Consider the following 25,908-nt stretch of genomic DNA (forward strand, 5'->3'; position numbering starts at 1 on the left):
AGGCACGGCCGGTGCGGGATCTTGAACACTCGGTCGCCGAGGAAGGTGGGTTCGCGTCCGGGCAAGTCAGCCGATGCTCGCGATCACGAGGTGTTCGGGCGGCACGCCGGCCTGGCGGAGATTCTCGGCGTCCCGTGCGGTCGACGCCGCCGTTCCCGCCACGAACGCGGCGTGCTCCGACCAGTCGCGGCCGTCGGTGCTGAAGCGGTCGCGGATCACGAGGGCGCCGGCCGGGGCGAGGTCGGCCAGGCGGTACACGTCGCGCTCGATCGGCGTCGGCCAGCGGTCGCGGATCACGAGGGTGCCGGCCGGGGCGAGGTCGGCCGGGCGGTACACGTCGCGCTCGATCGGCGTCGGCCAGCGGTCGCGGATCACGAGGGTGCCGGCCGGGGCGAGGTCGGCCGGGCGGTACACGTCGCGCTCGATCGGCGTCGGCCAGCGGTCGCGGATCACGAGGGTGCCGGCCGGGGCGAGGTCGGCCGGGCGGTACACGTCGCGCTCGATCGGCGTCGGCCAGCGGTCGCGGATCACGAGGGTGCCGGCCGGGGCGAGGTCGGCCGGGCGGTACACGTCGCGCTCGATCGGCGTCGGCTAGTAGACGGTGACATTGCATTCGGTGGCGCGGTCATTGGCGGAGCGCAATGCCGCGAATGTGGCCAGGATCGGGGCGACGGCGTCACGGTCGGCGACGAGCAATAGCGGACGGTTGGCGTCCACGGGGACCGGATCGCCCGTCAAGAGGTGCAGCCGGATGCGCTCGCCCGGGGCGGTGCGTTTGACCAGCTCGGCGCCGACCGGGTCGTCGCGGTGGAGCGGGACGTGCAGTTCTACCGTGCGGTCCGTGTTCGGGAGGTTACCCACCCAGCATTCCCTCGGGCGGCAGGGAAGGCGGGGGACCTCGGCTACGGCGCGTATGCCGGGCGGACACGGATACGGATACGGCAGACGGGGCCGCAGCCGCAGTACGGCCAGGTCGGCGCGGCGGCGGTCGTGCCCGATCACCTCGGCGCTCCAGTGCGCCGGTTCGTGTGCCGAGCCGGCCGCGCCGCCCTCCGTCCAGCGGGCGAGGAGCCGGCCCGTGTCGCGCAGTGCCGCTTCCTCGTCGGCGCGCAGCGGGGCGCGGGTGGGTTGGCCCGAAGGGCGTCGATCAGCAGGATCGCCAGGGCGTCCAGGCGCTGGGGTGGGACGCCGAGGGCTGCAGCGCTGCGGCTGGGGTTGCGGTGCGCGCGCGGAAGCCGTCGCCTGTCGGGAGTTGCGGTGTGGACGGTGGTGGCGCCGGTGCTGGGCTTGGCGTGGTCGGGAGGCTACGGAGCGGTGTTGGGTCCGGGGACGCCGTCGCGGGGCCTAGCGCGGTCACTCTTTGAGTTTGGGTGTGTACCCGTCGTGGTGCGGTGGAGATGTCGAACCCGCGGTCACGGGAGCAGATCGTCCACGGGAGTTCGCGTGCCGGAGCGGTAGGCGCGGACGTAGTCCGGATTCGGCAACGTTGCGCGCAGGGCGGTCTCCGTTGTCGTTCTCGCCGGCTGTTCGCAGGTGGGGGTGGGGGCGGCTATTTCCCGGCGTACCACATCCGCGGCGCCCAGCAAGGCCACCGCGTGCATCGGGTCCGATGCGCGGCGGTGGCACTCGGCCAAGGCCTCCAGGACGCTCGCCGTGCGCCAGCGGTCGCCCACCCTCCGGTGCAGGGCCAGGCTCTCGCGCAGGCGTTCCGTCGCGGACGCCAGGCGGTCGTCGGCCAGATCCACCCGGGCCAGCATGTCCTGGGCCCACGCCACGCCCTCCGGGAAGGCGAGCTCGGTGAAGCGGTCCAGCGCGTCGACCAGATGGTGGCGGGCCGTCGGCTGGTCGCCGCGGTAGTGGGCGACCGCGCCCAGGTGGGTCAGGGAGGACGCGGCGGACTCGGCGTCGGCCAGGTCACGGAACGCGGTCAGGCTCGCGGCCAGCAGGTCCGCGGCCGCGTCCAGGTCGCCCGAGAGCCAGGCGGTCGCGCCCGCCAGCTGGGTCGCGCGACCCTCGCCCCAGGCGTCGGCGGCCTTGCGGTACAGGCGGCGGGCCTCCTCCAGGTGGGCGCGGGACTCGTCGTAGCGGGCGCGTTCGCGCTCGACGCTGCCCAGGAGGGTCAGCAGCGGGCCGCGCGCCGCCGCGTCGTCGTCGGCGGTCAGGGGGAGGGCCTGGTGGGCCAGGGCCGCGGCGGCCGGGTAGTCGCAGGCGAGCATGGCGAGGGTGGCGGCGGCCGACGACGCTGTGAGCCGGGCGGCGGGCGGGGCGTCCGGGCGGCGGGCGAGGGCTTCGGCGAGCCAGAGGCGGCCCAGCGAGTACCCCCCGATGAAGTGCTGGAATGGCGCCATGGCGGCGGCCATGCGCAGGTCGGCGTCGGCGCCGGGGCCGGGGCGGGCGGCCAGGCTCGTCAGGGCGGCGCGCAGGTTGTCCTGTTCCAGGGTGAGGGTGCGCAGCCAGTCGCGCTGCTCGGGGCCGCGGATGCCCGCCGCGGCGCGCTCGGCCAGGCCCAGGTAGAAGGCGGCGTGCGCGGACTGGGCGGCGGCCGCCTCGGCCGGGTGCTCGGCCAGGCGCGCGGCGGCGTAGGCGGCGATGGTCTGCAGCATCTGGCCCCGGCCGGGGCCGCCGGTCAGCAGCGAGCGCTCGGCGAGGGCGGCGAGCAGATCCGGCCGGTACCCGGGCAGCGTCGACACCGCCGCCTCGCTCCAGCCGCCCTGGAAGACGGCGAGCTGGCGCAGCAGGGCCTGCTTGTCCGGCGACAACAGCTGGTACGACCAGTCCAGTGCGGCCCGCAGCGTGCGGTGGTGCTCGGGGCCGGGCGCCTTCGCGTCGGCCAGGACCCGGAAGCGGTCGGCGAGGAGGCGGTTCACCTCCGGTACCGACAGCAGCGCGGCCCGCGCCGCGGCCAGCTCGACGGCCAGGGGCAGCCCGTCGAGCGCCGCGCAGATCGCGGCCGCCGCGGGGCGGTGCGGCGGTGGCAGCGGCCGGCCGGTGCGCTCGAACATGCGCGTTTCGAATAGCCGCAGCGCCGTGTCGGGATCGAGGGGATGCACCCCGAGCACCGTCTCCGCCGGCAGACCGAGCGGCTGCCGGCTCGTCGAAAGGACACGAAGCAGCGGTCGTACCTCCAGCAGCCGTCCCGCCAGCGCCGCGACCTCGGCCGCCGCGTGCTCACAGTTGTCGAGCAGCAGCACCAGCGGTACACCCGGAAGCGCCGCCGCGTCGAGGGCCTCCAGCAGCGTGTCGAACCCGCTCAGGTCCGGGCGGCGGGCCACGCCGAGCGCGTCGAGCACGAACCCGGCCGGGTCGCGACTGTCCATCGTGGACACGTCCACGAACCGCACCGGGCCGGGCGCGGCGGCGGCCAGGGCGATCGCGAGGCGGGTCTTGCCGCTGCCGGCGGCGCCCACGAGGGTCAGCAGGCGGCCGTCGTCGCCGGCCAGGAGGCGACCGGCGAGGCGCACCTCGGCGTCCCGTCCCACCAGCGAGGTGAGCGGGGCCGGAAGGCTCGCCGCCGGATCCATCCGGAGACTGTACCGTTGCATTCATGAACAACTTCGGCGGTAGGGTTTCGTGGCGTTTCTGGTAGAGATGCCCGACGGTGGATACCTGCAGGTCGAGGAGCGCGACGACGTCACGGCCGGCGCCATCGGCGTGCTCGGCGCGTCGCCGCTGGAGGGCACCGGCCTCATCACGTTCGGCGCCGTCGTGCGCACCGGCCTCAGCGAGGCCGAGCAGGACGACTTCGCCGACTGGCTCTACGACCGCGTGGTCATGTTCGCCGAACTCGGCGGAGAGATCGACGGGTGGTCGCGGCGCGAGGACGGGACCTGGGAAGTGCTCGCCCAACCTCCTCCGTTGGAGTCCTAGGGAGCGACGAACGTCACTCGTTTCGGCTGAACGGAGGATGAACACGGGGCCACCCGGTCGGCCGGGCACCCGTTACGCTTTCCGTCGATGGCGATGACGATCGAGGTCCAGGGCGCGGGGCGGCAGCTCAGCGTCGGGGCCGCCACGGATGTCGGCCGGCGCTACCCGGCCAACTTCGACGTGCTGCACGCGGCCGAGCTGCAGCGGCGTCCGGGTCTGTGCGCCGTCGTCGCCGACGGGATGGGCGCCGGCGAGGGCAGCCGCACCGCCGGGCGCATGGCCGTCGACGTGTTCACCGCCGCCGTCCAGCAGCACCGCGGCCCCTTCGAGCCCACGCCCCTGTTCGCCGCGATCGCCGACGCCCAGCGCCGAGTCCGCGCCGCCGGGCAGGAGCTGCGAGAGCTCACCGGCTGCACGCTGACCGCCCTCGTCGCCGACGCGACCGGCGCCTGGGTGACCCAGATCGGCGACAGCCGCGTGTACCGTCTCCGCGGCGGCCTCCTCGAGCTGCTCACCGTCGACCACACCGCGGCGTGGCTGGGCGCCGTGCACGGGTGGTACCCGGCCGACTCCCCGCAGGCGGCGGCCGCCCGCTACCAGCTTCACCGTTTCATCGGGCACCCCGGGCTGCCCGAGCCCGACGTGCTGAGCGTGACGATGTTCCCCGGCGACGTGTACTGCCTGTGCACCGACGGCATCGCCGAGCAGGTCCCGTACCAGCTCATGGAGCGCACCCTCGGCTCCGGCGCCCCGCCCGACGTGATGGCGTCGGCGCTGGTCGCCGCGTCCCTGGAAGCGGGCGGGCGCGACAACGCCACGACGGTCGTGGTCAAGGTCGCCTGACCGCCGCGCGGTCTCGCAACGGCGCCCTGCCCTGGCGTGGCGAATTCGGCTCTGCTCGTCCCGCGGATTGACCGCTTCGTGAGGTGACCGGCCACGTCGGGGTGCGCCGACGGCGATCGGATCGCGGATCGGCCGCTTCGGGGCGTGTCGGCGGCGATCAGCCCTTGTGCCGCCCGCGTCGCACACCCCGGCGACGACCGGCCCGTGGAGCGGACGCTTCCCACCCCCGTCGACACCTCTCTACTGTCCGCTCCGCAGGTGCTGGTGGCGGTCGGCTGCCCGCTACTTCACAGTCGCCTGCTGCTTCACAGTCGCCTGCTGGTTCGGGGCCGCCCGCTGGTCCACGGCCAGCTAGCTGCTTCACGGCCGCTCGCTGCTTCGCAGTCGCCTGCTGGTTTCCGGTAACGGCGCCCAGGCGGCAACGGTCACCGTCGCGGACCGGCCCGCGAGGAACGCCGCCACGGCCATCAGCCCGGCCACGGCGCACAGCGCCGCGACGGGCACCGTCCACGAGCCGCTCAGGTCCCGCAGCGCCCCGATGAGCACCGGGCCGGAGGCTGCCAGCAGGTATCCGACCGCCTGCGCCATGGCCGAGAGCGCCGCGGTCTGCGAGTCGTCCCGGGTGCGCAGGCTGAACAGCGACAGGCACACCACCAGGGCCATGCCGGCGCCGAAGCCGGTCACCAGGATGGCGGCCAGGGCGTACCCGGCCGTCCACGGCAGCCACTGCAGCCCGGCGATGCCGAGCCCGATGCAGGCCGCGCACCCCGCGCCGATGAGCCGCTGGTCGGGAAGCCGGCGGATCAGCACCGGCACGGTCAGGTTGGCCACCACCGAGGCGGCCAGGCTCGCGAACAGGTGCCATCCCGCGACGGCCGCGGCGATCCCGTGCTCGCGCTCCAGGGTCGGCAGCCAGGCGACGAGCACGTAGAAGCACAGCGACTGCATCCCCATGAACGCCGTGACCTGCCACGCGAGGGGGCTGCGCCACGGTAGCGGCGCCCGCCGGACCGCGGGGCGAGCGGCACTGACCGGGCCGTGGCGCAGCTGCGGCACCCACACGGCCACCGCGACGAGGACGAGCAGGGCCCAGCTGCCGAGTGCGTACCGCCAGCCGGCCGCCATCGCCGCGAGGGGCACCGCGGTGCCGGAGGCGACCGCGGCGACCACGCTCTGGGTGGCGGAATACCCACCCGTCAGCTGGGCGACCCGGTCGGGGAAGTCGCGCTTGACGACGCCGGGCAGCAGCACGTTGAAGCAGGCGATCGCGGCACCGACGGCGAGGGTGCCGGTCCACAGCTGGGTGGGCAGGGAGCGTACGGCGATGCCGCCGGCCAGGAGCACCAGTGCCAGTCCGAGGCTGCGCTCGAGCCCGATCCGCCCGGCGATCCGCGGCGCGATGAGCGAGAAGACCGAGAACGCCAGGAGCGGCAGCGTGGTGAGCAGCCCGCTGGCGGCGGAGGAGAGGCCGAGGTCGTGCCGGATGTCGGCGACGAGCGGCCCGACGGATGTGATCGGGGCCCGGCCGACGGCTCCGATGAGCAGCACGCCGGCGATGATCAGGAGGTTGCGGTTCGCCCGGGCCGGCATCGGCTACAGGGCCGCGGCGACCAGGCGGACGGCCGCGCTCAGGTCCTGCGCCGTCGGCGCGTCTTCCTCGTCGATCAGCACCTGGGTCAGCACCCCGCTGATGAGCGCCTGGTAGAACGAGCCGACCTGATCCGCGCGGGTCGGCTCGAGCTCGGGGTCGATGCCGTGGAACACCTGCGCCCATAGGCCGCGCGCGTCGCGCATCCCGTTGACGAGCAGCCGGCGGACCTCCTCCGACTTGTCCATCTGCAGGAACGCGTCGAACGTCGCCATCATCAGGGGGCGCTGGCTCTTCACGCTCTCGATCATGAACTCCCAGTACTTCTCGAAGCGCTCCGCCCCGGTCAGCCCCTCGGCGTCGGCCGACGTGATCGCCTCCGCCAGCGACAGGCCCCAGTTCTCGACCGCCCGCTCCAGAGCCGCGGTCATGAGGTTGGCCATGCCGCCGTAGTGGTAGCCGATCGAGCCGAGGTTCGTCCCGGACGCCTCGACGATGTCGCGCGCGGTGGTCCGGGAGTAGCCCTTCTCGTAGATGCAGCGAACCGCCCCTTCGAGCAGGTCTTCGCGATGTCCCATGAGTCATGACCATACTATACGCCCGTCCTATACGGACGTACTACACGGACGTGCTATACAAATGTGTAGCACGAGTGTATGGTCGTCGGCATGGACATCCTCATCTCGGGCGCCAGCGTCGCGGGGCCTGCACTGGCGTTGTGCCTTCAGCGGTACGGGCACGACGTCACCGTCATCGAAAAGGCACCCGCGCTGCGGGGCGGTGGCTACGCGGTCGACTTCCGCGGATCGGTACACCTGCAGACCCTGGAGCGCATGGGTCTGCGCGCCGCCATCGAGGCGCGCGCCACACACATGGGAGAGATCGCCATCGTCGACGGGGCCGGGGAGCGGCTGGCCGGGCTGCCGTCGGCGGTCTTCAGCGGCGATCTGGAGGTGCTGCGCGGCGATCTCGCCGAGGTGCTGTACGCGGCGACGAGCCGGCGGGTGCGGTACCGCTTCGGCGACCAGATCACCGCGATCAGCCAGGACGAGCACGGCGTCGACGTCACCTTCGCCGGCGGCCCGCCGCAGCGCTTCGACCTCGTGGTCGGCTGCGACGGGGTGCACTCGGCGGTGCGGCGGCTGGTGTTCGGCGACGATCCCGCGCACAAGAAACCGCTCGGCGTGTACGGCGGCATCTTCACCATGCCGGGCACGCTCGGGCTGCACCGCAGCGGCGTCATGTACAACGAGCCGGGCCGCGCGGTCACGGTGATGTCCCCGCACGGCGGCAACCAGATCGTGTCGATGAGCGTGTACGAGCCCGGCCTCGAGTTCGACTACCGCGACGTCGCGCAGCAGCGGCGGATCGTGGCGGAGCGGTTCGCCGGCGTGGGCTGGCGGGTGCCGGAGCTGCTCGAGGCGATGGAGCGCGCCGAGGACTTCTGGTTCGACTCCACGACGCAGATCCACCTCGACCGCTGGTCGCAGGGGCGGGTCGTGCTGCTCGGCGACGCCGGGTTCGCGGGCGGGCCCGGCGGCAACGGCACCGGGCTGGCGGTCGTCGGGGCGCACGTGCTGGCGGGCGAGCTGGACAGGGCGCGGGGTGACCATCGGGTGGCGTTCCGCCGCTACGAGGAGCTGATGCGGCCCTACGTGGCGACCTGCCAGAAGCAGAGCGGCGGGAGCCCCGACTTCCTGGTGCCGACGACCTGGAAGAAGATCGGGCAGCGGAACCGGTTCTTCAGGATGATGCGGTATCTCCCGGTGGCGCCCCGGCTCATCAAGCACTTCGCGACGAAGACGGCTACGGCGTTCGAACTGCCCGCGTACGACCTGCCGGCTCTGGTCTGACACCCGGACCCTCGGACCCTCGGACGTCGGCGCCGAGGTCGAGGTCGGGTGGGTGGCTGTCGGCTTGGCCGGCAGGCGCCCCGGGGCCGCTGGGCTGGCGGTCGGGGATGGCATCGGGTCGGTGGCCGGTGGCCGGAGGTCGGCGGCTGGTGGCTGAGGGTTGGGCGGGCGCTCGGTGGGAGCTGACTGCGCGCGGCAGCTTGGGCCGGAGCGTGAATTCAGGGAGCCTGCCGCTCGGTGCGCGGCCTCGACGTCCGCCTCGCGGTGCAGGTCTTCTGGGCCTCGTCGTGCGTGGCTGAGGGAGTTCTCGGTGGCGAGCGGCTGGGCTGCGAAGGGCGGCGAGTGGCCTGGGTCACATGGCGGGTACCGGCGGGAACAAGGGGCATGGTTTGTAACTTAAGCCTGACACGCTCAACCTACTGATGGCAGGTGTGTCCTGATGGCAACGCTTCCTGTTCTTCCACTCAACGACGACGTCCTGCTTCCTGGCATGGTCATTCCCGTTACGCTCGACGCCTCCACGCAGGCGGCGGTCGACGCTGCTCGCGCTGCCGGTGACCAGCGGGTGCTGGCCGTCCCGCGGGTTGACGGAGCTTATGGTTCGTTCGGTGTCATTGCCGTGCTCGAGAAGGTTGGGCGGCTGCCCAGCGGGGAGCCCGCGGCCGTCATCCGGGGCGTCGACCGGGCCCGCATCGGGGCCGGGGTGCCCGGGCCGGGGGCGGCGCTCTGGGTCGAGGCGACCCTCGTGAACGAGGCGGTGCCGGCCGGGAAGGCCCGGGAGCTGGCGCGCGAGTACAAGGCGCTGGTGATCGGCGTGCTGCAGGAGCGCGGCGCGTGGCAGGTCATCGACACCGTCGAGAAGATCGCGGATCTGTCGGAGCTGGCGGACTCGGCCGGGTACGCGCCGTGGCTGACGCTCGAGCAGAAGGTCGAGCTGCTCGAGGCGCCCGATGTCACCGCGCGGCTGGAGCTGCTCGTGGAGTGGGCGCGGGCGCACGCGGCCGAGCAGCAGGTCAACGAGAAGATCAACCACGACGTGCGGGAAGGGCTGGAGAAGACGCAGCGCGAGTTCCTCCTGCGTCAGCAGCTCGCCGCGATCCGCAAGGAGCTCGGCGAGGATGAGCCCGACGGGTCCGCCGACTACCGGGCCCGCGTCGAGGCCGCCGAGCTGCCCGAGAAGGTCAAGGAGGCGGCGCTGCGCGAGGTCGGCCGGCTCGAGCGGGCCAGCGACCAGTCGCCCGAGGCGGGCTGGATCCGCACGTGGCTCGACACCGTGCTGGAGATGCCGTGGAACGAGCGGACCGAGGACAACACGGACCTCGCCGCCGCGCGGGCGGTGCTCGACGCCGACCACGCCGGGCTGGCGGACGTGAAGGACCGGATCCTGGAGTACCTCGCCGTGCGTAACCGGCGCGCCGAGAAGAACCTGCAGGTCGTCGGCGGTCGGGGCTCCGGCGCCGTGCTGGCCCTCGCGGGCCCTCCCGGGGTCGGCAAGACCAGCCTCGGCGAGTCGGTCGCCCGGGCGCTCGGTCGCAAGTTCGTGCGGGTGTCGCTGGGCGGGGTGCGGGACGAGGCCGAGGTTCGGGGGCACCGGCGCACGTACGTCGGCGCGCTGCCGGGCCGTATCGTGCGCGCCCTGCGCGAGGCCGGCTCGATGAACCCGGTCGTGCTGCTCGACGAGGTCGACAAGCTGGCCGCCGGCTACGCCGGTGACCCGGCGGCGGCCCTGCTCGAGGTGCTCGACCCGGCGCAGAACCACACGTTCCGCGACCACTACCTCGAGGTCGACCTCGACCTGTCCGACGTGCTCTTCCTGGCCACCGCGAACGTGGTCGAGACCATCCCCGGCCCGCTGCTGGACCGTATGGAGCTGGTCGCGCTGGACGGGTACACGGAGCAGGAAAAAATCGCCATCGGCCGGGACCACCTGCTGCCCCGGCAGCTGGAGCGGGCCGGGCTGGACGCGGCGGACTTCACGATCACCGATGAGGCGCTCGGCCGCATCGCCGGGGAGCACACCCGCGAGGCCGGCGTCCGGCAGCTGGAGCGGGCCCTCGCGAAGATCCTGCGCAAGGTCGCCGTCGCGCTCGCGACCGACCCGGCGCCGGTGCGGGTCGGGGTGGACGAGGTCGCGAAGTACCTGGGGCGGGCGCGCTTCACGCCCGAGTCCGCCGAGCGCACGGCCGTGCCCGGCGTGGCGACCGGGCTCGCGGTGACCGGGGCGGGCGGCGACGTGCTGTTCATCGAGGCGACCTCGATGGAGGGCGAGCCCGGCCTGACCCTGACCGGCCAGCTCGGCGACGTGATGAAGGAGTCGGCGCACATCGCGCTGTCGTACCTGCGCTCGAACGGGCGCCGGCTCGGCATCGACCCCAACGAGCTCGCCGGGAAGCGCATCCACCTGCACGTTCCCGCGGGTGCGGTGCCCAAGGACGGGCCGAGTGCCGGCATCACGATGGTCACGGCGCTGGCGTCGCTGGCCACCGGGCGGCCGGTGCGACCCGAGTTCGGGATGACCGGCGAGGTCACGCTCGCGGGCCGGGTCCTGCCGATCGGCGGCGTGAAGCAGAAGCTGCTCGCCGCGCACCGGGCCGGCCTGACCGAGGTCATCATCCCGAAGCGCAACGAGCCCGACCTGGACGACCTGCCCGCGGAGGTGCGCGAACAGCTGACCGTGCACGCCCTGGCCGACGTCGCCGACGTGCTCGCCCTGGCGCTGCGCCCGGCGGGTGACGTGGCCGCGGACGGCGAGGGCAGCGACGGGCCGGCGGTGCCGGAGTTCGCGGCGGCCGGCATCTGATCTACCCCGCGCCCGGGATCGGGCGCGGGGGACTGAGACCGCACTGCGGGCTCGGCGAAACGCACCTGGCGGGGTGCGGCCGGGCACCGTGGCGTGGGGGTGGATAAGGGGAGACGCGGCGCCGGACCCGAACAGGGGTGCGGCGCCGCGTCGCGTTGGCCGGGTGCACGGAGACGGGCCCGGGAGCGGGATGCGCAAGGCCGGGCCCCGAGAGAGCTGGGTGGGTGGGCAAAAGAAACGCCCGCGAGCGGGATAGGTGTGCAAGGAAACGCCCGACAGCGGGATGCGCAAGAAGCCGGCCCGAGAGTGCGGTGCGCAAGGGCCGGCCGAGAGTGCGGTGCGCAAGAAGACAGACCCGAGCGCTGGGTGCGCAGAGAGACGCCCAGGCGCGGGGTGGGTGCGCAAGGAGACGCGCGAGGCGGGTGCGCAAAGAGCGGCCCGGAGGCGCAAGGCCGGTGGAGAGGTCGCCTTCGGTAGCGTGGCGCCGTGACGCTCTCGTTGACCTGGGACTCCGTGCTCATGTGGCGGTGCCGCCGGCAGTGGCTCCACCGGCCCGCCGAGGCCGCCGACCCGGTCGCCGTGGTCGAGCGGCTGGCCGGGGTACAGGCGCAGGTCACGTCGGCCGCGGAGCAGGCCGTCGCCGCCCGGCAGGCCGAGCCCGACCCGGCGTCGGTGCGGGCGGCCGTCGCGGCGAAGCGGCTTGTGAAGACGTGGGCGGCGCGCGGGACCCTGCACCTGCTCGAGGCGCGCCAGGCCCCCGCGCACCTGGCGTTGCTCGCGGCCGCGCGTACGTGGGAGAAGGGGGCGTGGCAGAAGACGTTCGTGACCGTGGCGCAGCTGGAGCGGATGGCCGCGGCCGCGTACGAGGCGCTCGACGGCCGGGTGCTCACCCGCGAACAGCTGACGGCGGCGATCGTCGAGCACGCCGGCGACCCGTCGCTCGCCGCGCACATCGGGTCGGGCTGGGGCGCGGTGCTCAAGCCGCTCGCATGGCAGGGGCTGCTCGTCTACGGGCCGAACAGCGACGACGAGAACCGGGTGACCTTCACGCGGCCGGACACCTTCGTGCCGGGCTGGACGGGGCTGCCCGATCCGGGCGCGGCGGCGCGGATGGTGGTGCCGGCGTACCTCGGGGCGTACGGGCCGGCCTCGCCCGCGACGTTCGACCAGTGGCTGTGCCGCGGGGCGTCGAAGAAGGCGGCGCTGCGGCAGTGGTTCCGGGATCTGCTCGACGACGGGGTGATCGCCGAGGTCGAGGTCGAGGGGGAGCGGCTCTTCGCCCGCGCCGGCGACCTCGGGTCGCTCGCCGATGTCGCGGACTTCGCGGAGGTACGGCTGCTGCCCGCCTTCGATCAGTTCGTCCTCGGCCCCGGTACCGCCGACGCCCGGTTGGTGCCGCCGGAGCGACGGGCCGAGGTCAGCCGCGCGGCCGGGTGGATCTCGCCGGTCGTCGCCTTCCGCGGCCGGGTCGCGGGAGTCTGGGACGGCGACGGGGAGACCCTGTTCGACGACGGCGTCCCGGCGGCGGGCATCGCGGCGGAGCGACGCCGCATCGCCACCAGGTAGAGCTACTTGAGCAGGGCGCGGGCCTTCTCGGGGTCCTGCTCGCCCAGCGCCGACGACGGGCACTCCGCGGCCAGCGGGCAGGCGCCGCACGCCGGCTTGCGCGAGTGGCAGGTGCGCCGGCCGTGCAGGATCAGCAGCTGGTTGACCGCGACCCAGTCCTTCTTGTCGTACCGGGCCTGGATCGCCGCCTCGGCCGCGGCCACGTCCTTCTCCGGCGCCCAGCCCAGGCGGTGCCCGACCCGGCCCACGTGCGTGTCGACCGAGATCGCGGGGACGCCGAACGCGTTGCCCAGGACCATGTTCGCGGTCTTGCGCCCGACCCACGGCAGCGCGACGAGCTCGTCGAGGCTCTCGGGCACCTCGCCGCCGTGGCGTTCGACCAGGACCGCGGCGAGCTTGATGACGTTGCGGGTCTTCTGCCGGTAGTACCCGACCGGCACGAGGATCTGCTCCATCTCCTCCTGCTCGGCGGCGGCCAGGTCGGCGGCGGCCGGGTAGCGCTCGAACAGCACCGGCGTCACCGCGTTGACGCGCTCGTCCAGGGTCTGGGCGGCCAGGGTCGCCGCGACCAGCAGCTGCAGCGGCGAGGCGAAGTCGAGCTCGAGGCGGTGGTCGGGGTAGCGGGCGAGCAGGAGCTTGAGGATCCGCCGCGCCCGCCGGGTCTCCGCGATGGGCAGGGCCGTGGTCGCCGAAGTCACCGTCGAAGCGTACTGCGTGAACGCCGGTGGGGACGGCCCCGAAGGAACCGTCCCCACCGTCGGTAGTAAAGGTCAGATGAGCCCGAGGCGCTCGACCGCCTGACGCTCCTCCTCCAGCTCCGCCACCGACGCGTCGATGCGGGCGCGGGAGAACGCGTCGATGTCCAGGCCCTGGACGATCTCCCACCGGCCGCCCGAGGAGGTGACCGGGAAGGAGGAGATCAGGCCGGCGGGGACGCCGTAGGAGCCGTCGGACACGATCGCGGCCGAGGTCCAGTCGCCCGCGGCGGTGCCGTTGACCCAGTCGTGGACGTGGTCGATCGCGGCCGAGGCGGCCGACGCGGCCGAGGAGGCGCCGCGGACCTCGATGATCTCGGCGCCGCGCTTGGCCACGCGCGGGATGAACTCGTTCTCCAGCCACTGCTGGTCGCCGACCGCCTCGGCGGCGTTGCGGCCGGAGACCTCGGCGTGGAAGAGGTCCGGGTACTGCGTGGCGGAGTGGTTGCCCCAGATGGTGACCTTGCGGATCTCGGTGACCGGCACGGAGAGCTTGCGGGACAGCTGGGAGATCGCGCGGTTGTGGTCGAGGCGGGTCATCGCGGTGAAGCGCTCGGCCGGCACGTCCGGGGCGTGGCGCTGGGCGATGAGGGCGTTGGTGTTGGCCGGGTTGCCCACGACGAGGACCTTGATGTCGTCGGCCGCGCCCGCGTTGATCGCCTCGCCCTGCGGCTTGAAGATGCCGCCGTTGGCCTCGAGCAGGTCGCCGCGCTCCATGCCCTTCGTGCGCGGGCGGGCGCCGACGAGCAGGGCCACGTTGGTGCCGGAGAAGGCGCCCTTCGGGTCGTCGAACACGTCGACGCCGGCGAGCAGCGGGAACGCGCAGTCCTCCAGCTCCAGGGCCGTGCCCTCGGCGGCGCGCACGGCCTGCGGGATCTCCAGCAGCCGCAGCTTGACCCGCGTGTTCGCGCCGAGCAGCTGCCCGGAGGCGATGCGGAACAGCAGCGCGTAGCCGATCTGGCCGGCCGCGCCGGTCACGGTGACGTTGACGGACGAGTCGCTCATGAGAAGTCTCCTGGCAGCAACGGCGGGTGTGCTTCTGCCCTCAAACTATCCTTGCCGCCGACTGGCCGTTCACCTTCCGTCCACTCCGTGTGGCTTACGGCACTCGATCAGGTACCGCGTCGTCGTCGCGGTGAACGAGCCCTCCCGCCCGATCAGCTCGTGCATCTCCTCCAGGCGGCGGCGGTACCCCGCGATGGTGAAGCCCGGCACGATCCAGATCACCTTGCGCAGGTACACCGCGACCGCCGCCACGTCGAGGAACTCCAGGCGCAGCGTCGCCTCGCGGACGTCGACGACCTCGAGGCCGGCCGCGGCCGCACCGGCGCGGGCCCGGGTCACGCTGCGCCCGTCGCCGACCGGCTGCGGGCCCATCATGAAGTCGGTGACCCGCGCCGCGGTGCCGACCCCGACGTGCTGGGCGAGGTACGTGCCGCCCGGGGCCAGCACCCGCCCGATCTCCGGCCAGCCGACGACGGTCGGGTGCCGGCTGCTCACCAGGTCGAAGGCGCCGTCGGCGAAGGGCAGCGGCGCGTCGTCGGCGACCAGCTCGACCTGCGCCCCGAAGGGCGCGAGGGCGGCGCGGGCGAGGGCGGCGTTGGGCGGCCACGACTCGGTCGCCGCCACCGCGGAAGGGCAGGCGGCGGCGGTACCCGCTGAAGAGAGGGCCTCGCGGAAGACCTCACCGCCACCGGTCTGCACGTCCAGGGCGGCCGCGGCGGTGCGCAGGCGCTCGCCGAGGAGCCGCGCGTAGCCCCACGGCGGCCGCTCCTCGGTGGCGCGCCCGTCGAACCACGCGAAGTCCCACCCGTCGACCGGCGCCGCTTCCGCCTCGTCGAGCAGGTCAGCCAGGTTGTTCATGGTTGTACCCTCCGTTGCCGGGGCATCACCCAGGCATGACGATCATTCCGCAGAACGCGCCGCTGTGGCTCGCCACCACGGCCGAGAACGAGATCCACGCCGGCCGGGTGATCGGCTGGCAGACCGAGCACGTGCAGCCGGTGCCGCTGGTGGCGTGGACGGACGAGACCGGCCAGCTGTCCCGGGTCGGGCACCCGGTCAGCCCCGTGGTGTGGCTGGGCGACACTCGCGGCGAGGCGATCGAGTCTGCCCACCGGGAGTCCCGGCTCGCAACGCTATAAAGCGGCCACCCGGCTGCGCACGCCGAGCTTGCCCGGGATGGGCTCGACGTGCGCCGCGACCGTCTTCGGGGCGATGTGCGGGGCGCGAGGTGTAAGAGGTCCCTATCGAGGTCTGAACACCTAGGTTCCTAGGATGCTCTACGCACTGTGCGCCCCTGCAGAAATTTGTTCTGCGGCAAACAGGTGTCCGCGCTCGCCGGGGTGAGCCGCGGGCGGTACCGTCCTCTCCGAATCGCGAAACGACGTTTGGGGAGTGGACCGGTGAAGGTGAACGCCGAGGCGAGGCAGCGGCTCAGTGCGCTCCTGCGGTCGCACGAGAACGACGTCCTGCAGCGCTGGGCGGAGATCGCGGCCCGGTCGCTGCGGGGCCGGCTCACCGAGGCCGAGCTGGTCCGGCAGGTCCGTGAGGTGTACGTCGCGCTGATGGGCATGCTCGAGGGCGCGGGCGACGGCGAGCTCGCCGGGGCCGGCTCCAGCGAGTCCCGGGCGGCGCTCGGGGAGCTCTCGCGCTCGTGGGCGCGGCAGGGCTTCACCCCGACCGAGACGGCGAACCTGGTGTTCACCATCAAGGAGGTCATGCTCAGCCTGTCGGAGTCCGACGACTCCGACCAGGTGCCGGTCGACTTCCTCGTGCTGTCGCTGGTCGTGGACGAGATGGGCCTGTATACGTTCGACACCTACACCAAGGCCCGCGAGTCCATCATCGCGGACCAGACCGAGCAGCTGCTGGAGCTCTCCACGCCGGTGGTAAAGCTGTGGGACGGCGTGGTGGCGGTACCGCTGGTCGGCACCCTGGACTCGGCCCGCGCCCAGGTCGTCATGGAGAAGCTGCTGCAGACGCTCGTCGACACCGGGTCGGCCTACGCGATCGTCGACATCACCGGGGTACCGGCGGTGGACACCCAGGTCGCGCAGCACATCCTCAAGACCGTGGTGGCGGCGCGGCTCATGGGCGCGGAGTGCATCATCTCGGGCATCCGGCCGCAGATCGCCCAGACGGTGGTCGCGCTGGGCATCGAGTTCGGTGACATCGCGACCAAGGCGAGCCTCGCCGACGCGCTCGTGCACGCGCTGCGGGCCAGCGGTGTGGAGTTCAGCAAGCGGAACCGGTCGCTCTGATGGACCGGGTGCCGGTTCTGAAGATCGGCGACATCCTGCTCGTGTCGATCCAGATCGATCTCGACGACCAGACCGCCCTGCAGCTGCAGGAGGACCTGTCGGACCGGATCGTGGAGACCGGCGCGCACGGCGTGGTGATCGACATCTCGGCGCTGGAGATCGTCGACTCGTTCATCGGCCGGATGCTGTCGACGATCGCGGCCGTGTCGCGGGTGCTCGACGCCGAGACGGTCGTGGTCGGGATGCGGCCCGCGGTGGCGATCACGCTGGTGGAGCTGGGCCTGTCCCTCAACGGCGTGCGGACCGCGCTCAACGTCGACAAGGCCCTGGGGATCCTGGCCGCGGACCGGCGCATCCAGGGCGTCGGGCTGCTCACCGCGGCCGAGGACGACGGTGCCTGACTTCACGCCCGGGCAGGAACCGCAGCGGCTGGACATCGTCGACGACAAGGACGTCGTGCGGGTCCGCCAGGCGGTGCGTGTCGCGGCGGTCGAGGCCAAGCTGCCGCTGGTGGACCAGACGAAGCTGGTGACCGCGGCCAGCGAGCTCGCGCGCAACACGCTCATCCACGGCGGGGGCGGGTTCGCGACGATCGCCGGGGTGCACAACGGCCGGCGGGCCGGGGTGCGGGCCGAGTTCGTCGACACCGGGCCGGGGATCGCCGACCTGGGGCTGGCGTTCACGGACGGGTACACCACCGGCAGCGGGCTGGGCCTGGGCCTGTCGGGCTCGCGGCGCCTGGTCGACGAGTTCGAGATCGACTCCACGCCCGGCAGCGGCACGCGAATCTCGGTGACGAAGTGGGCGCGGTGACGGCGGTCGCGGTACCACCGACGGTTGAGGAACTTGGCTGGCTCATGGTCGACGAGCCGGGGGCGGCGGGGATCGCCCGCAGGGTCGCGGTCGACTGCGCCCACCGGCTCGGGTTCAGCGAGCAGCGGGCCGGCGAGGTGGCGATCGTCGCCGCCGAGCTGGCGTCCAACCTGCACCGGCACGCCGACGGGGGAGCGCTGTCGGTGCGGTGCCTGCGCCGCGGGACCACGGGCGGGATCGAGCTCGTCGCGGTCGACTCGGGGCCGGGCATGCGGGACCTGCCGTTCAGCTCGGTGGACGGCCACTCGACCGCCGGTACCCTCGGCATCGGCCTCGGCGCGGTCCGGCGGCTGTCGGACCGGGCGGGCGGCTACTCGCTGCCGGGACGGGGCACGGTGCTCATCGCGCAGCTGTGGCCCGGGGACCGGCGGCGGGCGGAGCCGTCGCGGGTGGCGGGGCTCACCCGGCCGATCACCGGGGAGAAGGTGTGCGGGGACCGGTACGCGGCCCGCCGTTCGAACGCCGGGGCGCTGCTGGTGCTGGTCGCGGACGGGCTCGGGCACGGGTCGCTGGCCGCGGCGGCCGCGGCGGCGATCACCGACGGGTTCCTGGCCTCGGAGGTCGAAGCGCCGGGGGCGATCCTGGAGCAGCTGCACCGCACGGTGTCGCACACGCGCGGGGCGGCGGTGTCGGTGGCCCGGATCGCCGGAGAGTCGGTGGTGTTCGCGGGGCTGGGCAACGTCGCGGGGACGATCGCGTTTCCGGACGGGAACCGGCGGGGCATGGTGAGCATGCCGGGCATCGTGGGGCATCAGGCCCGCACGATCCGGGAGTTCAGCTACGAACTGCCGCCGGAGGGGATCGTGGTGCTGCACTCCGACGGGGTGTCGGACCGGTGGAGCCTGCGCGACTACCCCGGGCTGGTGCGGCAGGAGCCGCTGCTGGTCGCGGCGACGCTGCTGCGCGACGCCGGGGTGCGCCGCGACGACGCGTGCGTGGCCGTGGCCCTGGGCGGGGACCCGGCGTGACCGGCGGGCGGGGTCCGCAGGAGGTGCCGGCGTGACCGGGGAGCCGGTGCCGCTGTTGCGGATGCTGCTCCGTGAGGAGCACGACGTGTTCGTGCTGCGCCAGCGGGGCCGGGAGGTGGCGGCGGCGCTGGGCATGGAGCACCAGGACCAGGTGCGGGTGGCCACCGCCCTGAGCGAGGTCGGCCGGGAGGTCTCCCGCGCCGAGGTGACGTTCGCGGCGGCCACGGAGCCGTATCCCCACCTCGTCATTGTTCTTTCGTCAGCGGCCGTGGGTAACCACATGCTCGAGGGAGTCCGGGCGGCCGGGCGGCTGATGGATGAGGTGCGGGTGGAGGACGAGCGGATCGTACTGACGCGGCGGCTGCCCGCGCAGGTCGACCCGGAGCGGCTCGAGCAGGCGCGCGACGAGCTCGCCGCGAGCATGCCCACGACGGCGCTGGACGAGCTGAGCGTGCAGAACCGGCAGCTGGTCACGGCGCTGGAGCAGGTGCAGGCGCACCGGGACGAGCTGCTGCAGCTCAACGCCGAGCTGGAGGAGACGAACAAGGGCGTCATGGCCCTGTACACGCAGCTGTCGGAGGAGCTCGAGCAGACCAACCAGGGCGTGGTCGCGCTGTATGCGGAGCTGGACGAGCGCTCGGCGCAGCTGCGGGAGGCCAACGAGGCCAAGAGCCGGTTCCTGGCCAACGTCTCGCACGAGCTGCGCGCGCCGGTGACGGCGATCATCGGGCTGACCCGGCTGCTGCTGGACCCGCGCTCGGAGCCGCTGACCTCGGAGCAGACCCACCAGCTGGAGCTGGTGCAGGGCTCGGCGGCGGATCTGCTGGCCCGGGTCAACGACCTGCTGGACCTGGCCAAGGCCGAGTCGGGGCGGATCGAGCCGAACTGGGGCCCGATCGACCTGGCGGCGGTGTTCGGGCAGCTGCGCGGGACGCTGCGGCCGCTGGCCCGCCCCGAGGTGGAGCTGGCCGTCGACGAGCCGCCGGCGAAGGGGCTGGTCAGCGACGAGCTGCTGCTGACCCAGATTCTGCGCAACCTGCTCACCAACGCGCTGAAGTTCACCGGCCGGGGCACGGTCGGGATGGGGGCGTGGGTCGACGGGGAGCGGCTGTACATCGCGGTGGCCGACACCGGCACCGGGATCCCGTTCGCGGAGCAGTCCCGGGTGTTCGAGGAGTTCCACCAGGTGCGCGGGGCGCTGCAGACCGGCGGGACCGGGCTCGGGCTGCCGTACGCGCGGCGGCTGGCCACGCTGCTGGGCGGGGCGCTGACGATGGTGAGCGAGCCGGGGGAGGGCAGCACGTTCACGTTGTCGCTGCCGCTGCGCCCGGCGGTGCCCGCGGACGGCCACGACGGGGAGGGGCCGCTGCCGCACGTGGACCGGGCGCTGGTGGTCGACGACGACCCGGCCGCCCGGCACCTGCTGCGCCAGCTGCTGGCCGGCATCGCCGACCAGGTCAGCGAGGCCGCGGACGTGCGCTCGGGGCTGGCGATCGCGGTCCGGGAGCGGCCGTCGGTGATCTTCCTGGATCTGCGGATGCCCGGCGGGGACGGCACGCTGCTGCTGGCGGACCTGGCCGCGCTGCCGGAGGTGGCCGGGATTCCGGTGTTCGTGGTGACCGCGGCGGACCTGTCCGACTTCGGGCCGCACGAGCTGGCGCACGCCCGTTCGGTGGTGACCAAGGAGGATCTGACCCGCCGGACCGTCGTCGACCTCGTCGCGGGGCTGGGTTCGTGACCCCCGTCCCGGCGGCCGACATCCTGGTGGTCGACGACAGCCCGTCGAAGCGGTACGTCATCACCAGCTGGCTTCGGCGCGAGGGTCACCGGGTGGTCGAGGCGGCGACCGGCGAGGAGGCCCTGGCGCTGCTGCACGACGGGGCGTCGGGGACCGAGCTGGTGGTGCTCGACGTGCGGCTGCCCGACATCGACGGGTTCGAGGTCGCGGAGCGGATCAAGGAGGACCCGCGCACGGCGGCGGTGCCGGTCATCCACATCTCGGCGACGGCGGTGCACGCCGTGGACCGCACCCAGGGGCTGATCCGGGGCGCGGACGCCTATCTGGCCGAGCCGATCGACCCCGACGAGCTGCTGGCGACGGTGGGGGCGCTGCTGCGGTACTCCCGCGCCCGCCAGCGGGCCGAGCGGCTCGCGGAGCGGCTGACCCGGCTGGTGGAGACGACGGCGGCGATCAACGCGGCCACGACCCTGCCGGAGCTGTTACGCCTGGCCGCGGTCGGCGCGTCGCGGGTCTTCGGCAGCGCGGCGGCCGTCGCCGCGGCCTCGCCCGAGACCGGGGCGCTCGCGGTGCAGGTGGACGCGGCCGGGGCGGTGCCGGTGGTGCGGGGGGCGTACCGGGAGCAGTTCGACGCCGACCCGCTGGGCGGGGCGGCCGGGGCGGAGCTGTTCGGGCAGGACGAGGGCCCGTGGTGGGACGGGCCGGCGTTCCGGGTCGTGGCGCGGGCCAAGGTCGGGCGGGAGCCGCTGCACATCGCGGTGCCGGCGAGCGGGTTCACCGACGACGACCACGACGTGCTGCGCCAGCTCGGCCAGGCGATCTCGCTGGCGGTGGAGGCGTTGCGCTCCTACGACGAGGAGCGGCGCACGGCGCTGACGCTGCAGCAGAGCATGCTGCCGGCGTCGCTGCCGCCGGTGCCGGGCTACGACATCGCGGTGCGGTACCGCCCGGCGAGCGACCACGCGTACGTGGGTGGCGACTTCTACGAGGTCGTGGCCGTGGAGGGGCACATCGTGGCGGCGATCGGCGACGTGGCCGGCCACTCGCTGCGCGCGGCGACGATCATGGCGGAGGTGCGGCACGCGCTGCGGGCGTACCTGGCCGAGGACCACGCGCCGGGGCTGACGCTGGAGCGGCTGAACCGGATGATGCTGCGGTTCCTGCCGGAGGAGATCGTGACGATGTGCCTGTTGCGCATCGAGCTCGCGTCGGGGGAGATCCGGATGGCCAACGCCGGGCACCCGCCGCCGCTGCGGGTCGCCGGCGGGCGGGCGACGCCGGTGGAGGGCCGGGTGGCGCTGCTGGGTGTGCCGACCGTCCACGACGCCGAGACGGTGTTCACCCTGGACCCGGGCGAGTCGCTGGTGCTGGTGACCGACGGGCTGATCGAGCGGCGCGGGTCGTCGTTCAACGAGGGCCTGGAGCGGCTGCAGGCGGCGCTGGCGGCGGATCTGGGCGCGGACGGCGGCGGCGGCGACCTCGAGGCGGTCTGCGACCGGCTGCTGCTGGGCCTGGGCGACGAGTCCGACGACGACCAGGCGATGCTGGTGATCCGGCGGGGGATTTCTGCCTGAACCGGTTGCGCCGGGCCGCCGGCGCGGGGACCTTCGGGGGGAGACGCATCCAACGGGGGGTATTGACATGGCCGTCTGCGTGACGTGCGGCAACGATTACTACATGGCGTTCGAGGTGCGCACCGTCGGGGGCGGGACGTACACGTTCGACTCCTTCGAGTGCGCGATCCAGAAGCTGGCGCCGGTGTGCGAGCACTGCGGGACCCGGATCGTGGGCCACGGCGCGGAGGTGTCCGGGCGGTTCTACTGCTGCGCCCATTGCGCCCGTACCGCGGACGCGCCGACCGGTTTCGAGGTGCGCGACTCGGTGGGGGCGTACCCGGGCTGAGCCCGTTCCCCCGGTGATCATTGCACTTCCCCGCCATGATTGGGTTACGCAGGCATTGTGGAGCCCCCGCGCGCGTGAGGAGCAGCTGTGGTCGTCCTGGGAATCGACATTGGCGGATCTGGCATCAAGGGGGCCCCGGTCGACCTGGCCACCGGGGCGTTCACGAGCGACCGGGTCCGCATCGAGACGCCGCAGCCGGCCGACGTGGCCAGCGTGGTGAAGACCGTGGTGGCCGTGGCCGGCTCCTTCGAGGCCGCGCAGAGCATCGGGATCACCTTTCCGGCGGTGGTACAGCACGGGGTCACCAAGACCGCGGCGAACGTGGACCAGTCGTGGGTCGACGCGTCCGCCGAGCAGCTGTTCTCCGAGGCCCTCGGCCGGCCGGTGACGGTGCTGAACGACGCCGACGCGGCCGGGGTGGCGGAGCTGGAGTACGGGGCGGGCCGGGGCGTGCCCGGGCTCGTCGTGATGGTCACGTTCGGCACGGGGATCGGCACGGCGCTGTTCATCGACGGCAAGCTGGTGCCGAACACCGAGTTCGGGCACCTGCAGATGAGCGGGCTGCACCTGCACGGCGGCGACGCGGAGGACTACGCGTCGGACCGCATCCGGGAGGCGGAGGAGCTCGCGTGGCCGGACTGGGCCGAGCGGGTCCAGACGTACCTGCGGCACCTGCACGCCCTGCTGTGGCCGGACCTCATCATCGTCGGCGGTGGCGTGAGCAAGAAGACTGACAGGTGGCTGCACCTCGTCGACGTGCCGACGAAGGTGGTCCCGGCGACCCTGCAGAACAACGCGGGGATCGCGGGCGCGGCGCTAATGGCCGCCCGCAACGCCGGCGTCGCCTGAGCTGCGGTCCGCGGTGGTGCCGGTGTCCTCGGTCCTGGAGCCGCATCCGGCGGCCAGGACGGCGGTGGCGGCGAGCCAGCCGAGGCGATGCATGCGCATAATGGGTACCATATCGGGTGATTTTCGCATTTGGCCGATTTCCGGCCGGGTGCGCGGGTGAGGCACCATTGCGGGCATGGGGGACTCGCCCGCGCCGCTGCGTGCCGGTGACCCGGCGTCGGTCGGGTCCTACCGGCTGCGCGGGCTGCTGGGCGTCGGCGGGATGGGCACCGTGTACCTGGCCGAGGGGCCCGACGGCCGGAAGGTCGCGCTCAAGGTCATCAACGCGGCGTTCTACCACGACCCGATGTTCCGGCACCGGTTCGCGGCCGAGGCCGCCGCGGCGTCGCGGGTCGCCGGCTTCTGCACGGCGCGGGTCCTCGACGTGGCCCTCGACGGGGACGTGCCGCACCTCGTGACCGAGTACGTGGCGGGGCCGTCGCTGCACGACTACGCCACCGCCCACGGGCCCCTCGCCGGGCAGGTCGAGGCGGTCGCGGTCGGGGTGGTGGCGGCGCTGACCGCGATCCACGCCGTCGGGCTCGTGCACGCCGACCTGAGCCCGCGCAACGTGCTGCTCTCGCCGTTCGGGCCGAAGGTCATCGACTTCGGGGTGGCGCGGCTGCTCGGGCAGACCGCCGCGCACGGGCCCGCCTTCGGCACCCCCGGCTGGCTGGCCCCGGAGCAGGTGCGCGGATGGCCGCCGTCGCAGGCCTCCGATGTGTATGCGTGGGGCCTGCTCGTCGCCTGGGCCGGGACCGGGCGCATGCCCGTGGGGGCCGACCCCGGTGCCGAGCCGGACCTCGCCGGGCTCGACGCGGGCCTGGCCAAGGTGGTGCGGCAGGCCCTCAAGGCCGACCCCGCCGCGCGCCCCACGGCGCGGCAGGTGCTGCTCGCGCTCGTCGGGCAGGACGACCCGGCCGCGGCGCAGGTGGCCGCGACCGTGCGCGCGTCCGGCTCGGCGCGGCCCCGGCCGTCGTCGCGGACGGCCACGTTCGTCAAGGGCGCCGCGGCGGTGTCGCCGCCGACGAAGCCGGTCCCGGTGGCGCCGGGCGGCTCCGCGGCGCCGGGCGGCTCCGGGACCCGGCTCGACCCGGCCGGCGGGCGCTGGTCGCCGCCGCTGCCGCCGCCCCCGCCACCGCCGCGCCGGCGGCCGCGCCGGGCCGGGCGCGGCATCGGCGCCGTGGTCGCGCTCGTGGCCCTGCTCGCGTGCCTGCTCGGCGGGCTGAAGCTGGCCGAGTCGGCGGGCAAGGGCGGCGGGGCGGGCGCCCAGCCGGGGCAGCCGGCGAAGCCGCCGACGCCCTCGCCGACGCCGAAGCGGTCCCCCGTCGCCTCCGACGGCAAGATGCGCTTCACCCTGGCGAAGTTCGAGTGCGGCAAGAAGGAGCTCGGGGACTGGCCGCTGACCCGCAAGCCCGCCGGGCAGTACTGCCTGGCCGCGCTCAAGGTGGAGAACACCAGCGACAGCAAGGGCCGGATCTGGGCCGGCAACCAGAAGCTGCGCGACGGCGACGGCAAGGAGTACGGGCCCGACGAGTTCTCGTGGGTGTACTACGAGCCGTCGCGGCCGCTGTTCGGCGAGATCGCGGCCGGCGACGCGGTGACCGGCACGCTCGTCTTCGACGTGCCCGACGGGGTCACGTTCACGGAGCTGCGGGTCAAGTCGGGGCTCGTGGGCGGCGACGGCAGCGCGATCAAACTCCGCTGAAAAAGCGTGAGAGCGCTCCATGGGAGCGGTTCCGAGCGGGCGGTGCCGGGATTGCCGTGCGCCCGCGTTCGCATCGACGGTGGTCCCGAGCAAACACCATGCGCAGCCGCTTGGCAAGGGTTGCCGGCTCGTGAACTTTCGTTACCAGCGTGTTATTGACACCACAGTCCGCAATCGGATTTAGTGTGCCGGAACCGGTTGCGGAACCGGTTCCAGAACACGCTCTCTTGCCAGAAAGCGCTCTCACCGGAAGGATCGCGGCGTGCCGATCACCATCGCCGATGTCGCGGCGCGGGCGGGGGTCAGCAAGACCACCGTCTCGCGGGTGCTCAACGGCAAAGGAGAGGTCGACGAGGCGACCGCGGCACGGGTACGCACGGTCATCGACGAGCTGGGCTACGTGCCCAGCGCGCGGGCGGTCAACCTGGCCCGGGGTCACACCCGGGTGATCGGGATGCTCGTCCCGTCGCTGACGTGGCCGTGGATGGGTGAGGTCGTGCAGGGCGCGGTCGACGTCGTGGAGTCGGAGGGGTACGGGTTGCTGCTGTTCACGTGCAACCGCGGCGCCGAGTCCATGCGGCAGTTCTCCGCCCAGGTGTCCGGCAAGTCCTTCGACGGGCTGCTGGCCATCGAGCCCGAGGGCACCCTGGACTACCTCGCCGACCTGTACGCGGGCGGCCTGCCGGTGGTCCTCATCGACGACCGCGGCGACAAGCCGCTCATGCCGTCGGTGGCCACCACCAACCGGGCCGGCGGCTCGCTCGCCGCCCGGCACCTCGTCGAGATCGGCCGGCGGCGCCCCCTCGTCATCACCGGCTCCGAGAAGTTCGGCTGCACGCAGGACCGCCTCGGCGGCTTCGCCGACGTCTTCGCCGCGGCCGGCGCCCCGATCGACCCCCGCCTCGTCGTGGAGGGGGACTTCACCTACGAGTGCGGCATGGTGTCGATCCACCGGGCCCTCGCCGAGGGCCTCGAGTTCGACGCCGTGTTCGCGCACAACGACCTGTCGGCCTCCGGCGCCCTCCAGGCGCTGCGGATGGCCGGCAAGGCCGTGCCGCAGGACGTCGCCCTGGTCGGCTTCGACGACATCCTGCACGCGGCCCACACCGAGCCGCCGCTGACCACCGTCCGCCAGCCCATGCGCCAGATGGGCGAGATGGCGGCCCGGCGGCTCATCGCGCATTTCGACGGCACGCCGTTGACGGCCGAGCCGAACATCCTGTCCACCACGCTCGTCGTGCGCGGGTCCACCGTCGCGGCGCAGCCCGAGCGCACCACCTGACGCCTCAAAGCACC

25 protein-coding genes are annotated in these 25,908 nt (G+C 73.4%); 16 read left to right on the top strand and 9 right to left on the bottom strand.

The genetic code is table 11. The features are described 5' to 3' along the window. Nucleotides 1-66: 66 nt before the first annotated feature. From ACPPVO_RS28930 to ACPPVO_RS28940, 3 genes are all read right to left on the bottom strand, one after another. Nucleotides 67-570 (bottom strand): hypothetical protein, encoded by a 504-nt coding sequence (locus ACPPVO_RS28930; protein WP_426514294.1) that lies wholly within the window; start codon nucleotides 568-570, stop codon nucleotides 67-69. 21 nt (nucleotides 571-591) lie between these two features. Then, the gene (locus ACPPVO_RS28935; protein WP_426514295.1) at nucleotides 592-861 is read right to left on the bottom strand and encodes a hypothetical protein; all 270 of its coding nucleotides are present in this window, start codon (nucleotides 859-861) and stop codon (nucleotides 592-594) included. 551 nt (nucleotides 862-1,412) lie between these two features. Beyond that, the gene (locus tag ACPPVO_RS28940; protein WP_426514296.1) at nucleotides 1,413-3,521 is read right to left on the bottom strand and encodes an ATP-binding protein; all 2,109 of its coding nucleotides are present in this window, start codon (nucleotides 3,519-3,521) and stop codon (nucleotides 1,413-1,415) included. A gap of 49 nt (nucleotides 3,522-3,570) precedes the next feature. Here ACPPVO_RS28940 and ACPPVO_RS28945 point away from each other — a divergent pair, with 49 nt between their 5' ends. Next, nucleotides 3,571-3,867 (top strand): hypothetical protein, encoded by a 297-nt coding sequence (locus ACPPVO_RS28945; protein ID WP_360371158.1) that lies wholly within the window; start codon nucleotides 3,571-3,573, stop codon nucleotides 3,865-3,867. An 87-nt stretch (nucleotides 3,868-3,954) separates the two neighbouring features. Further along, nucleotides 3,955-4,710: a PP2C family protein-serine/threonine phosphatase gene (locus ACPPVO_RS28950; RefSeq protein ID WP_426514297.1), complete on the top strand. Its 756-nt coding sequence runs from the start codon at nucleotides 3,955-3,957 to the stop codon at nucleotides 4,708-4,710. A gap of 360 nt (nucleotides 4,711-5,070) precedes the next feature. Here ACPPVO_RS28950 and ACPPVO_RS28955 read toward each other — a convergent pair whose 3' ends face one another. Together ACPPVO_RS28955 and ACPPVO_RS28960 are read right to left on the bottom strand one after the other, a co-directional pair. Beyond that, nucleotides 5,071-6,300 carry a CynX/NimT family MFS transporter gene (locus ACPPVO_RS28955; protein WP_426514298.1) on the bottom strand — a complete coding sequence of 410 codons (1,230 nt, stop codon included), beginning with the start codon at nucleotides 6,298-6,300 and terminating at the stop codon, nucleotides 5,071-5,073. Nucleotides 6,301-6,303: 3 nt separating this feature from the next. Then, a complete protein-coding gene (locus ACPPVO_RS28960; RefSeq protein ID WP_426514299.1) occupies nucleotides 6,304-6,876 on the bottom strand; it encodes a TetR/AcrR family transcriptional regulator in 573 nt (190 codons plus the stop codon). 90 nt (nucleotides 6,877-6,966) lie between these two features. Between ACPPVO_RS28960 and ACPPVO_RS28965 the strand changes: the two genes are divergently transcribed. The 3 genes from ACPPVO_RS28965 to ACPPVO_RS28975 all read left to right on the top strand — a co-directional run bounded on the left by ACPPVO_RS28965 (nucleotide 6,967) and on the right by ACPPVO_RS28975 (nucleotide 12,517). Then, nucleotides 6,967-8,151, top strand: coding sequence for an FAD-dependent monooxygenase (locus ACPPVO_RS28965; RefSeq protein ID WP_426514300.1), 1,185 nt, complete (start codon nucleotides 6,967-6,969; stop codon nucleotides 8,149-8,151). 439 nt (nucleotides 8,152-8,590) lie between these two features. After that, on the top strand, nucleotides 8,591-10,951 hold the full coding sequence (lon, locus tag ACPPVO_RS28970) for an endopeptidase La (RefSeq protein WP_426514301.1): 2,361 nt from the start codon (nucleotides 8,591-8,593) through the stop codon (nucleotides 10,949-10,951). A 486-nt stretch (nucleotides 10,952-11,437) separates the two neighbouring features. Continuing rightward, the gene (locus ACPPVO_RS28975; RefSeq protein WP_426514302.1) at nucleotides 11,438-12,517 is read left to right on the top strand and encodes a DNA glycosylase AlkZ-like family protein; all 1,080 of its coding nucleotides are present in this window, start codon (nucleotides 11,438-11,440) and stop codon (nucleotides 12,515-12,517) included. Nucleotides 12,518-12,519: 2 nt separating this feature from the next. Here the strand turns inward: ACPPVO_RS28975 and nth are convergent, their stop codons facing one another. From nth to ACPPVO_RS28990, 3 genes are all read right to left on the bottom strand, one after another. Next, a complete protein-coding gene (gene nth, locus ACPPVO_RS28980) occupies nucleotides 12,520-13,215 on the bottom strand; it encodes an endonuclease III (protein WP_426514303.1) in 696 nt (231 codons plus the stop codon). Between the two features lie 72 nt (nucleotides 13,216-13,287). Beyond that, nucleotides 13,288-14,277 (bottom strand): malate dehydrogenase, encoded by a 990-nt coding sequence (locus ACPPVO_RS28985; protein WP_426514304.1) that lies wholly within the window; start codon nucleotides 14,275-14,277, stop codon nucleotides 13,288-13,290. Nucleotides 14,278-14,346: 69 nt separating this feature from the next. Beyond that, nucleotides 14,347-15,135: a class I SAM-dependent methyltransferase gene (locus tag ACPPVO_RS28990; RefSeq protein ID WP_426514305.1), complete on the bottom strand. Its 789-nt coding sequence runs from the start codon at nucleotides 15,133-15,135 to the stop codon at nucleotides 14,347-14,349. Nucleotides 15,136-15,170: 35 nt separating this feature from the next. Between ACPPVO_RS28990 and ACPPVO_RS28995 the strand changes: the two genes are divergently transcribed. The 9 genes from ACPPVO_RS28995 to ppgK all read left to right on the top strand — a co-directional run bounded on the left by ACPPVO_RS28995 (nucleotide 15,171) and on the right by ppgK (nucleotide 22,865). Continuing rightward, nucleotides 15,171-15,416 (top strand): hypothetical protein, encoded by a 246-nt coding sequence (locus ACPPVO_RS28995; protein WP_426514306.1) that lies wholly within the window; start codon nucleotides 15,171-15,173, stop codon nucleotides 15,414-15,416. Between the two features lie 261 nt (nucleotides 15,417-15,677). Then, a complete protein-coding gene (locus ACPPVO_RS29000; RefSeq protein ID WP_426514307.1) occupies nucleotides 15,678-16,535 on the top strand; it encodes an STAS domain-containing protein in 858 nt (285 codons plus the stop codon). Continuing rightward, on the top strand, nucleotides 16,535-16,936 hold the full coding sequence (locus ACPPVO_RS29005; protein ID WP_426514308.1) for an STAS domain-containing protein: 402 nt from the start codon (nucleotides 16,535-16,537) through the stop codon (nucleotides 16,934-16,936). Before ACPPVO_RS29000 ends, ACPPVO_RS29005 begins: the two co-directional genes overlap by 1 nt. Continuing rightward, nucleotides 16,929-17,348 carry an ATP-binding protein gene (locus ACPPVO_RS29010; protein ID WP_426514309.1) on the top strand — a complete coding sequence of 140 codons (420 nt, stop codon included), beginning with the start codon at nucleotides 16,929-16,931 and terminating at the stop codon, nucleotides 17,346-17,348. Before ACPPVO_RS29005 ends, ACPPVO_RS29010 begins: the two co-directional genes overlap by 8 nt. Next, nucleotides 17,336-18,376, top strand: coding sequence for an ATP-binding protein (locus ACPPVO_RS29015; RefSeq protein ID WP_426514310.1), 1,041 nt, complete (start codon nucleotides 17,336-17,338; stop codon nucleotides 18,374-18,376). The genes ACPPVO_RS29010 and ACPPVO_RS29015 overlap by 13 nt, the downstream gene beginning before the upstream one ends. A 31-nt stretch (nucleotides 18,377-18,407) precedes the next feature. Continuing rightward, nucleotides 18,408-20,114, top strand: coding sequence for an ATP-binding response regulator (locus ACPPVO_RS29020; RefSeq protein WP_426514311.1), 1,707 nt, complete (start codon nucleotides 18,408-18,410; stop codon nucleotides 20,112-20,114). Beyond that, complete coding sequence (locus ACPPVO_RS29025) at nucleotides 20,111-21,688, top strand: SpoIIE family protein phosphatase (RefSeq protein ID WP_426514312.1); 1,578 nt, start codon at nucleotides 20,111-20,113, stop codon at nucleotides 21,686-21,688. The genes ACPPVO_RS29020 and ACPPVO_RS29025 overlap by 4 nt, the downstream gene beginning before the upstream one ends. Nucleotides 21,689-21,755: 67 nt before the next feature. Then, nucleotides 21,756-22,016: a Prokaryotic metallothionein gene (locus ACPPVO_RS29030; RefSeq protein ID WP_426514313.1), complete on the top strand. Its 261-nt coding sequence runs from the start codon at nucleotides 21,756-21,758 to the stop codon at nucleotides 22,014-22,016. 87 nt (nucleotides 22,017-22,103) lie between these two features. After that, nucleotides 22,104-22,865 (top strand): polyphosphate--glucose phosphotransferase, encoded by a 762-nt coding sequence (gene ppgK / locus ACPPVO_RS29035; RefSeq protein ID WP_426514314.1) that lies wholly within the window; start codon nucleotides 22,104-22,106, stop codon nucleotides 22,863-22,865. Here ppgK and ACPPVO_RS29040 read toward each other — a convergent pair. After that, complete coding sequence (locus ACPPVO_RS29040; RefSeq protein ID WP_426514315.1) at nucleotides 22,833-22,964, bottom strand: hypothetical protein; 132 nt, start codon at nucleotides 22,962-22,964, stop codon at nucleotides 22,833-22,835. The genes ppgK and ACPPVO_RS29040 overlap by 33 nt on opposite strands. 76 nt (nucleotides 22,965-23,040) lie before the next feature. On the opposite strand from ACPPVO_RS29040, the gene ACPPVO_RS29045 reads away from it, so the two are divergent. Next, the gene (locus tag ACPPVO_RS29045; RefSeq protein WP_426514316.1) at nucleotides 23,041-24,612 is read left to right on the top strand and encodes a serine/threonine-protein kinase; all 1,572 of its coding nucleotides are present in this window, start codon (nucleotides 23,041-23,043) and stop codon (nucleotides 24,610-24,612) included. 262 nt (nucleotides 24,613-24,874) lie between these two features. Next, nucleotides 24,875-25,894: a LacI family DNA-binding transcriptional regulator gene (locus ACPPVO_RS29050; protein WP_426514317.1), complete on the top strand. Its 1,020-nt coding sequence runs from the start codon at nucleotides 24,875-24,877 to the stop codon at nucleotides 25,892-25,894. Nucleotides 25,895-25,908: the final 14 nt, after the last annotated feature.

This window comes from Dactylosporangium sp. McL0621 (assembly GCF_049995355.1).
GTDB lineage: Bacteria > Actinomycetota > Actinomycetes > Mycobacteriales > Micromonosporaceae > Dactylosporangium.

Coding starts and splice junctions, on each gene's coding strand:
- ACPPVO_RS28965 (WP_426514300.1), top strand. CDS start 6,967: ATGGACATCCTCATCTCGGGCGCCAGCGTCGCGGGGCCTGCACTGGCG.
- ACPPVO_RS29005 (WP_426514308.1), top strand. CDS start 16,535: ATGGACCGGGTGCCGGTTCTGAAGATCGGCGACATCCTGCTCGTGTCG.
- ACPPVO_RS28955 (WP_426514298.1), bottom strand. CDS start 6,300: ATGCCGGCCCGGGCGAACCGCAACCTCCTGATCATCGCCGGCGTGCTG.
- ACPPVO_RS28950 (WP_426514297.1), top strand. CDS start 3,955: ATGGCGATGACGATCGAGGTCCAGGGCGCGGGGCGGCAGCTCAGCGTC.
- ACPPVO_RS28995 (WP_426514306.1), top strand. CDS start 15,171: ATGACGATCATTCCGCAGAACGCGCCGCTGTGGCTCGCCACCACGGCC.
- lon (WP_426514301.1), top strand. CDS start 8,591: ATGGCAACGCTTCCTGTTCTTCCACTCAACGACGACGTCCTGCTTCCT.
- ACPPVO_RS29040 (WP_426514315.1), bottom strand. CDS start 22,964: ATGCGCATGCATCGCCTCGGCTGGCTCGCCGCCACCGCCGTCCTGGCC.
- ACPPVO_RS28940 (WP_426514296.1), bottom strand. CDS start 3,521: ATGGATCCGGCGGCGAGCCTTCCGGCCCCGCTCACCTCGCTGGTGGGA.
- ACPPVO_RS28990 (WP_426514305.1), bottom strand. CDS start 15,135: ATGAACAACCTGGCTGACCTGCTCGACGAGGCGGAAGCGGCGCCGGTC.
- ACPPVO_RS28985 (WP_426514304.1), bottom strand. CDS start 14,277: ATGAGCGACTCGTCCGTCAACGTCACCGTGACCGGCGCGGCCGGCCAG.
- ACPPVO_RS28960 (WP_426514299.1), bottom strand. CDS start 6,876: ATGGGACATCGCGAAGACCTGCTCGAAGGGGCGGTTCGCTGCATCTAC.
- ACPPVO_RS29045 (WP_426514316.1), top strand. CDS start 23,041: ATGGGGGACTCGCCCGCGCCGCTGCGTGCCGGTGACCCGGCGTCGGTC.
- ACPPVO_RS29030 (WP_426514313.1), top strand. CDS start 21,756: ATGGCCGTCTGCGTGACGTGCGGCAACGATTACTACATGGCGTTCGAG.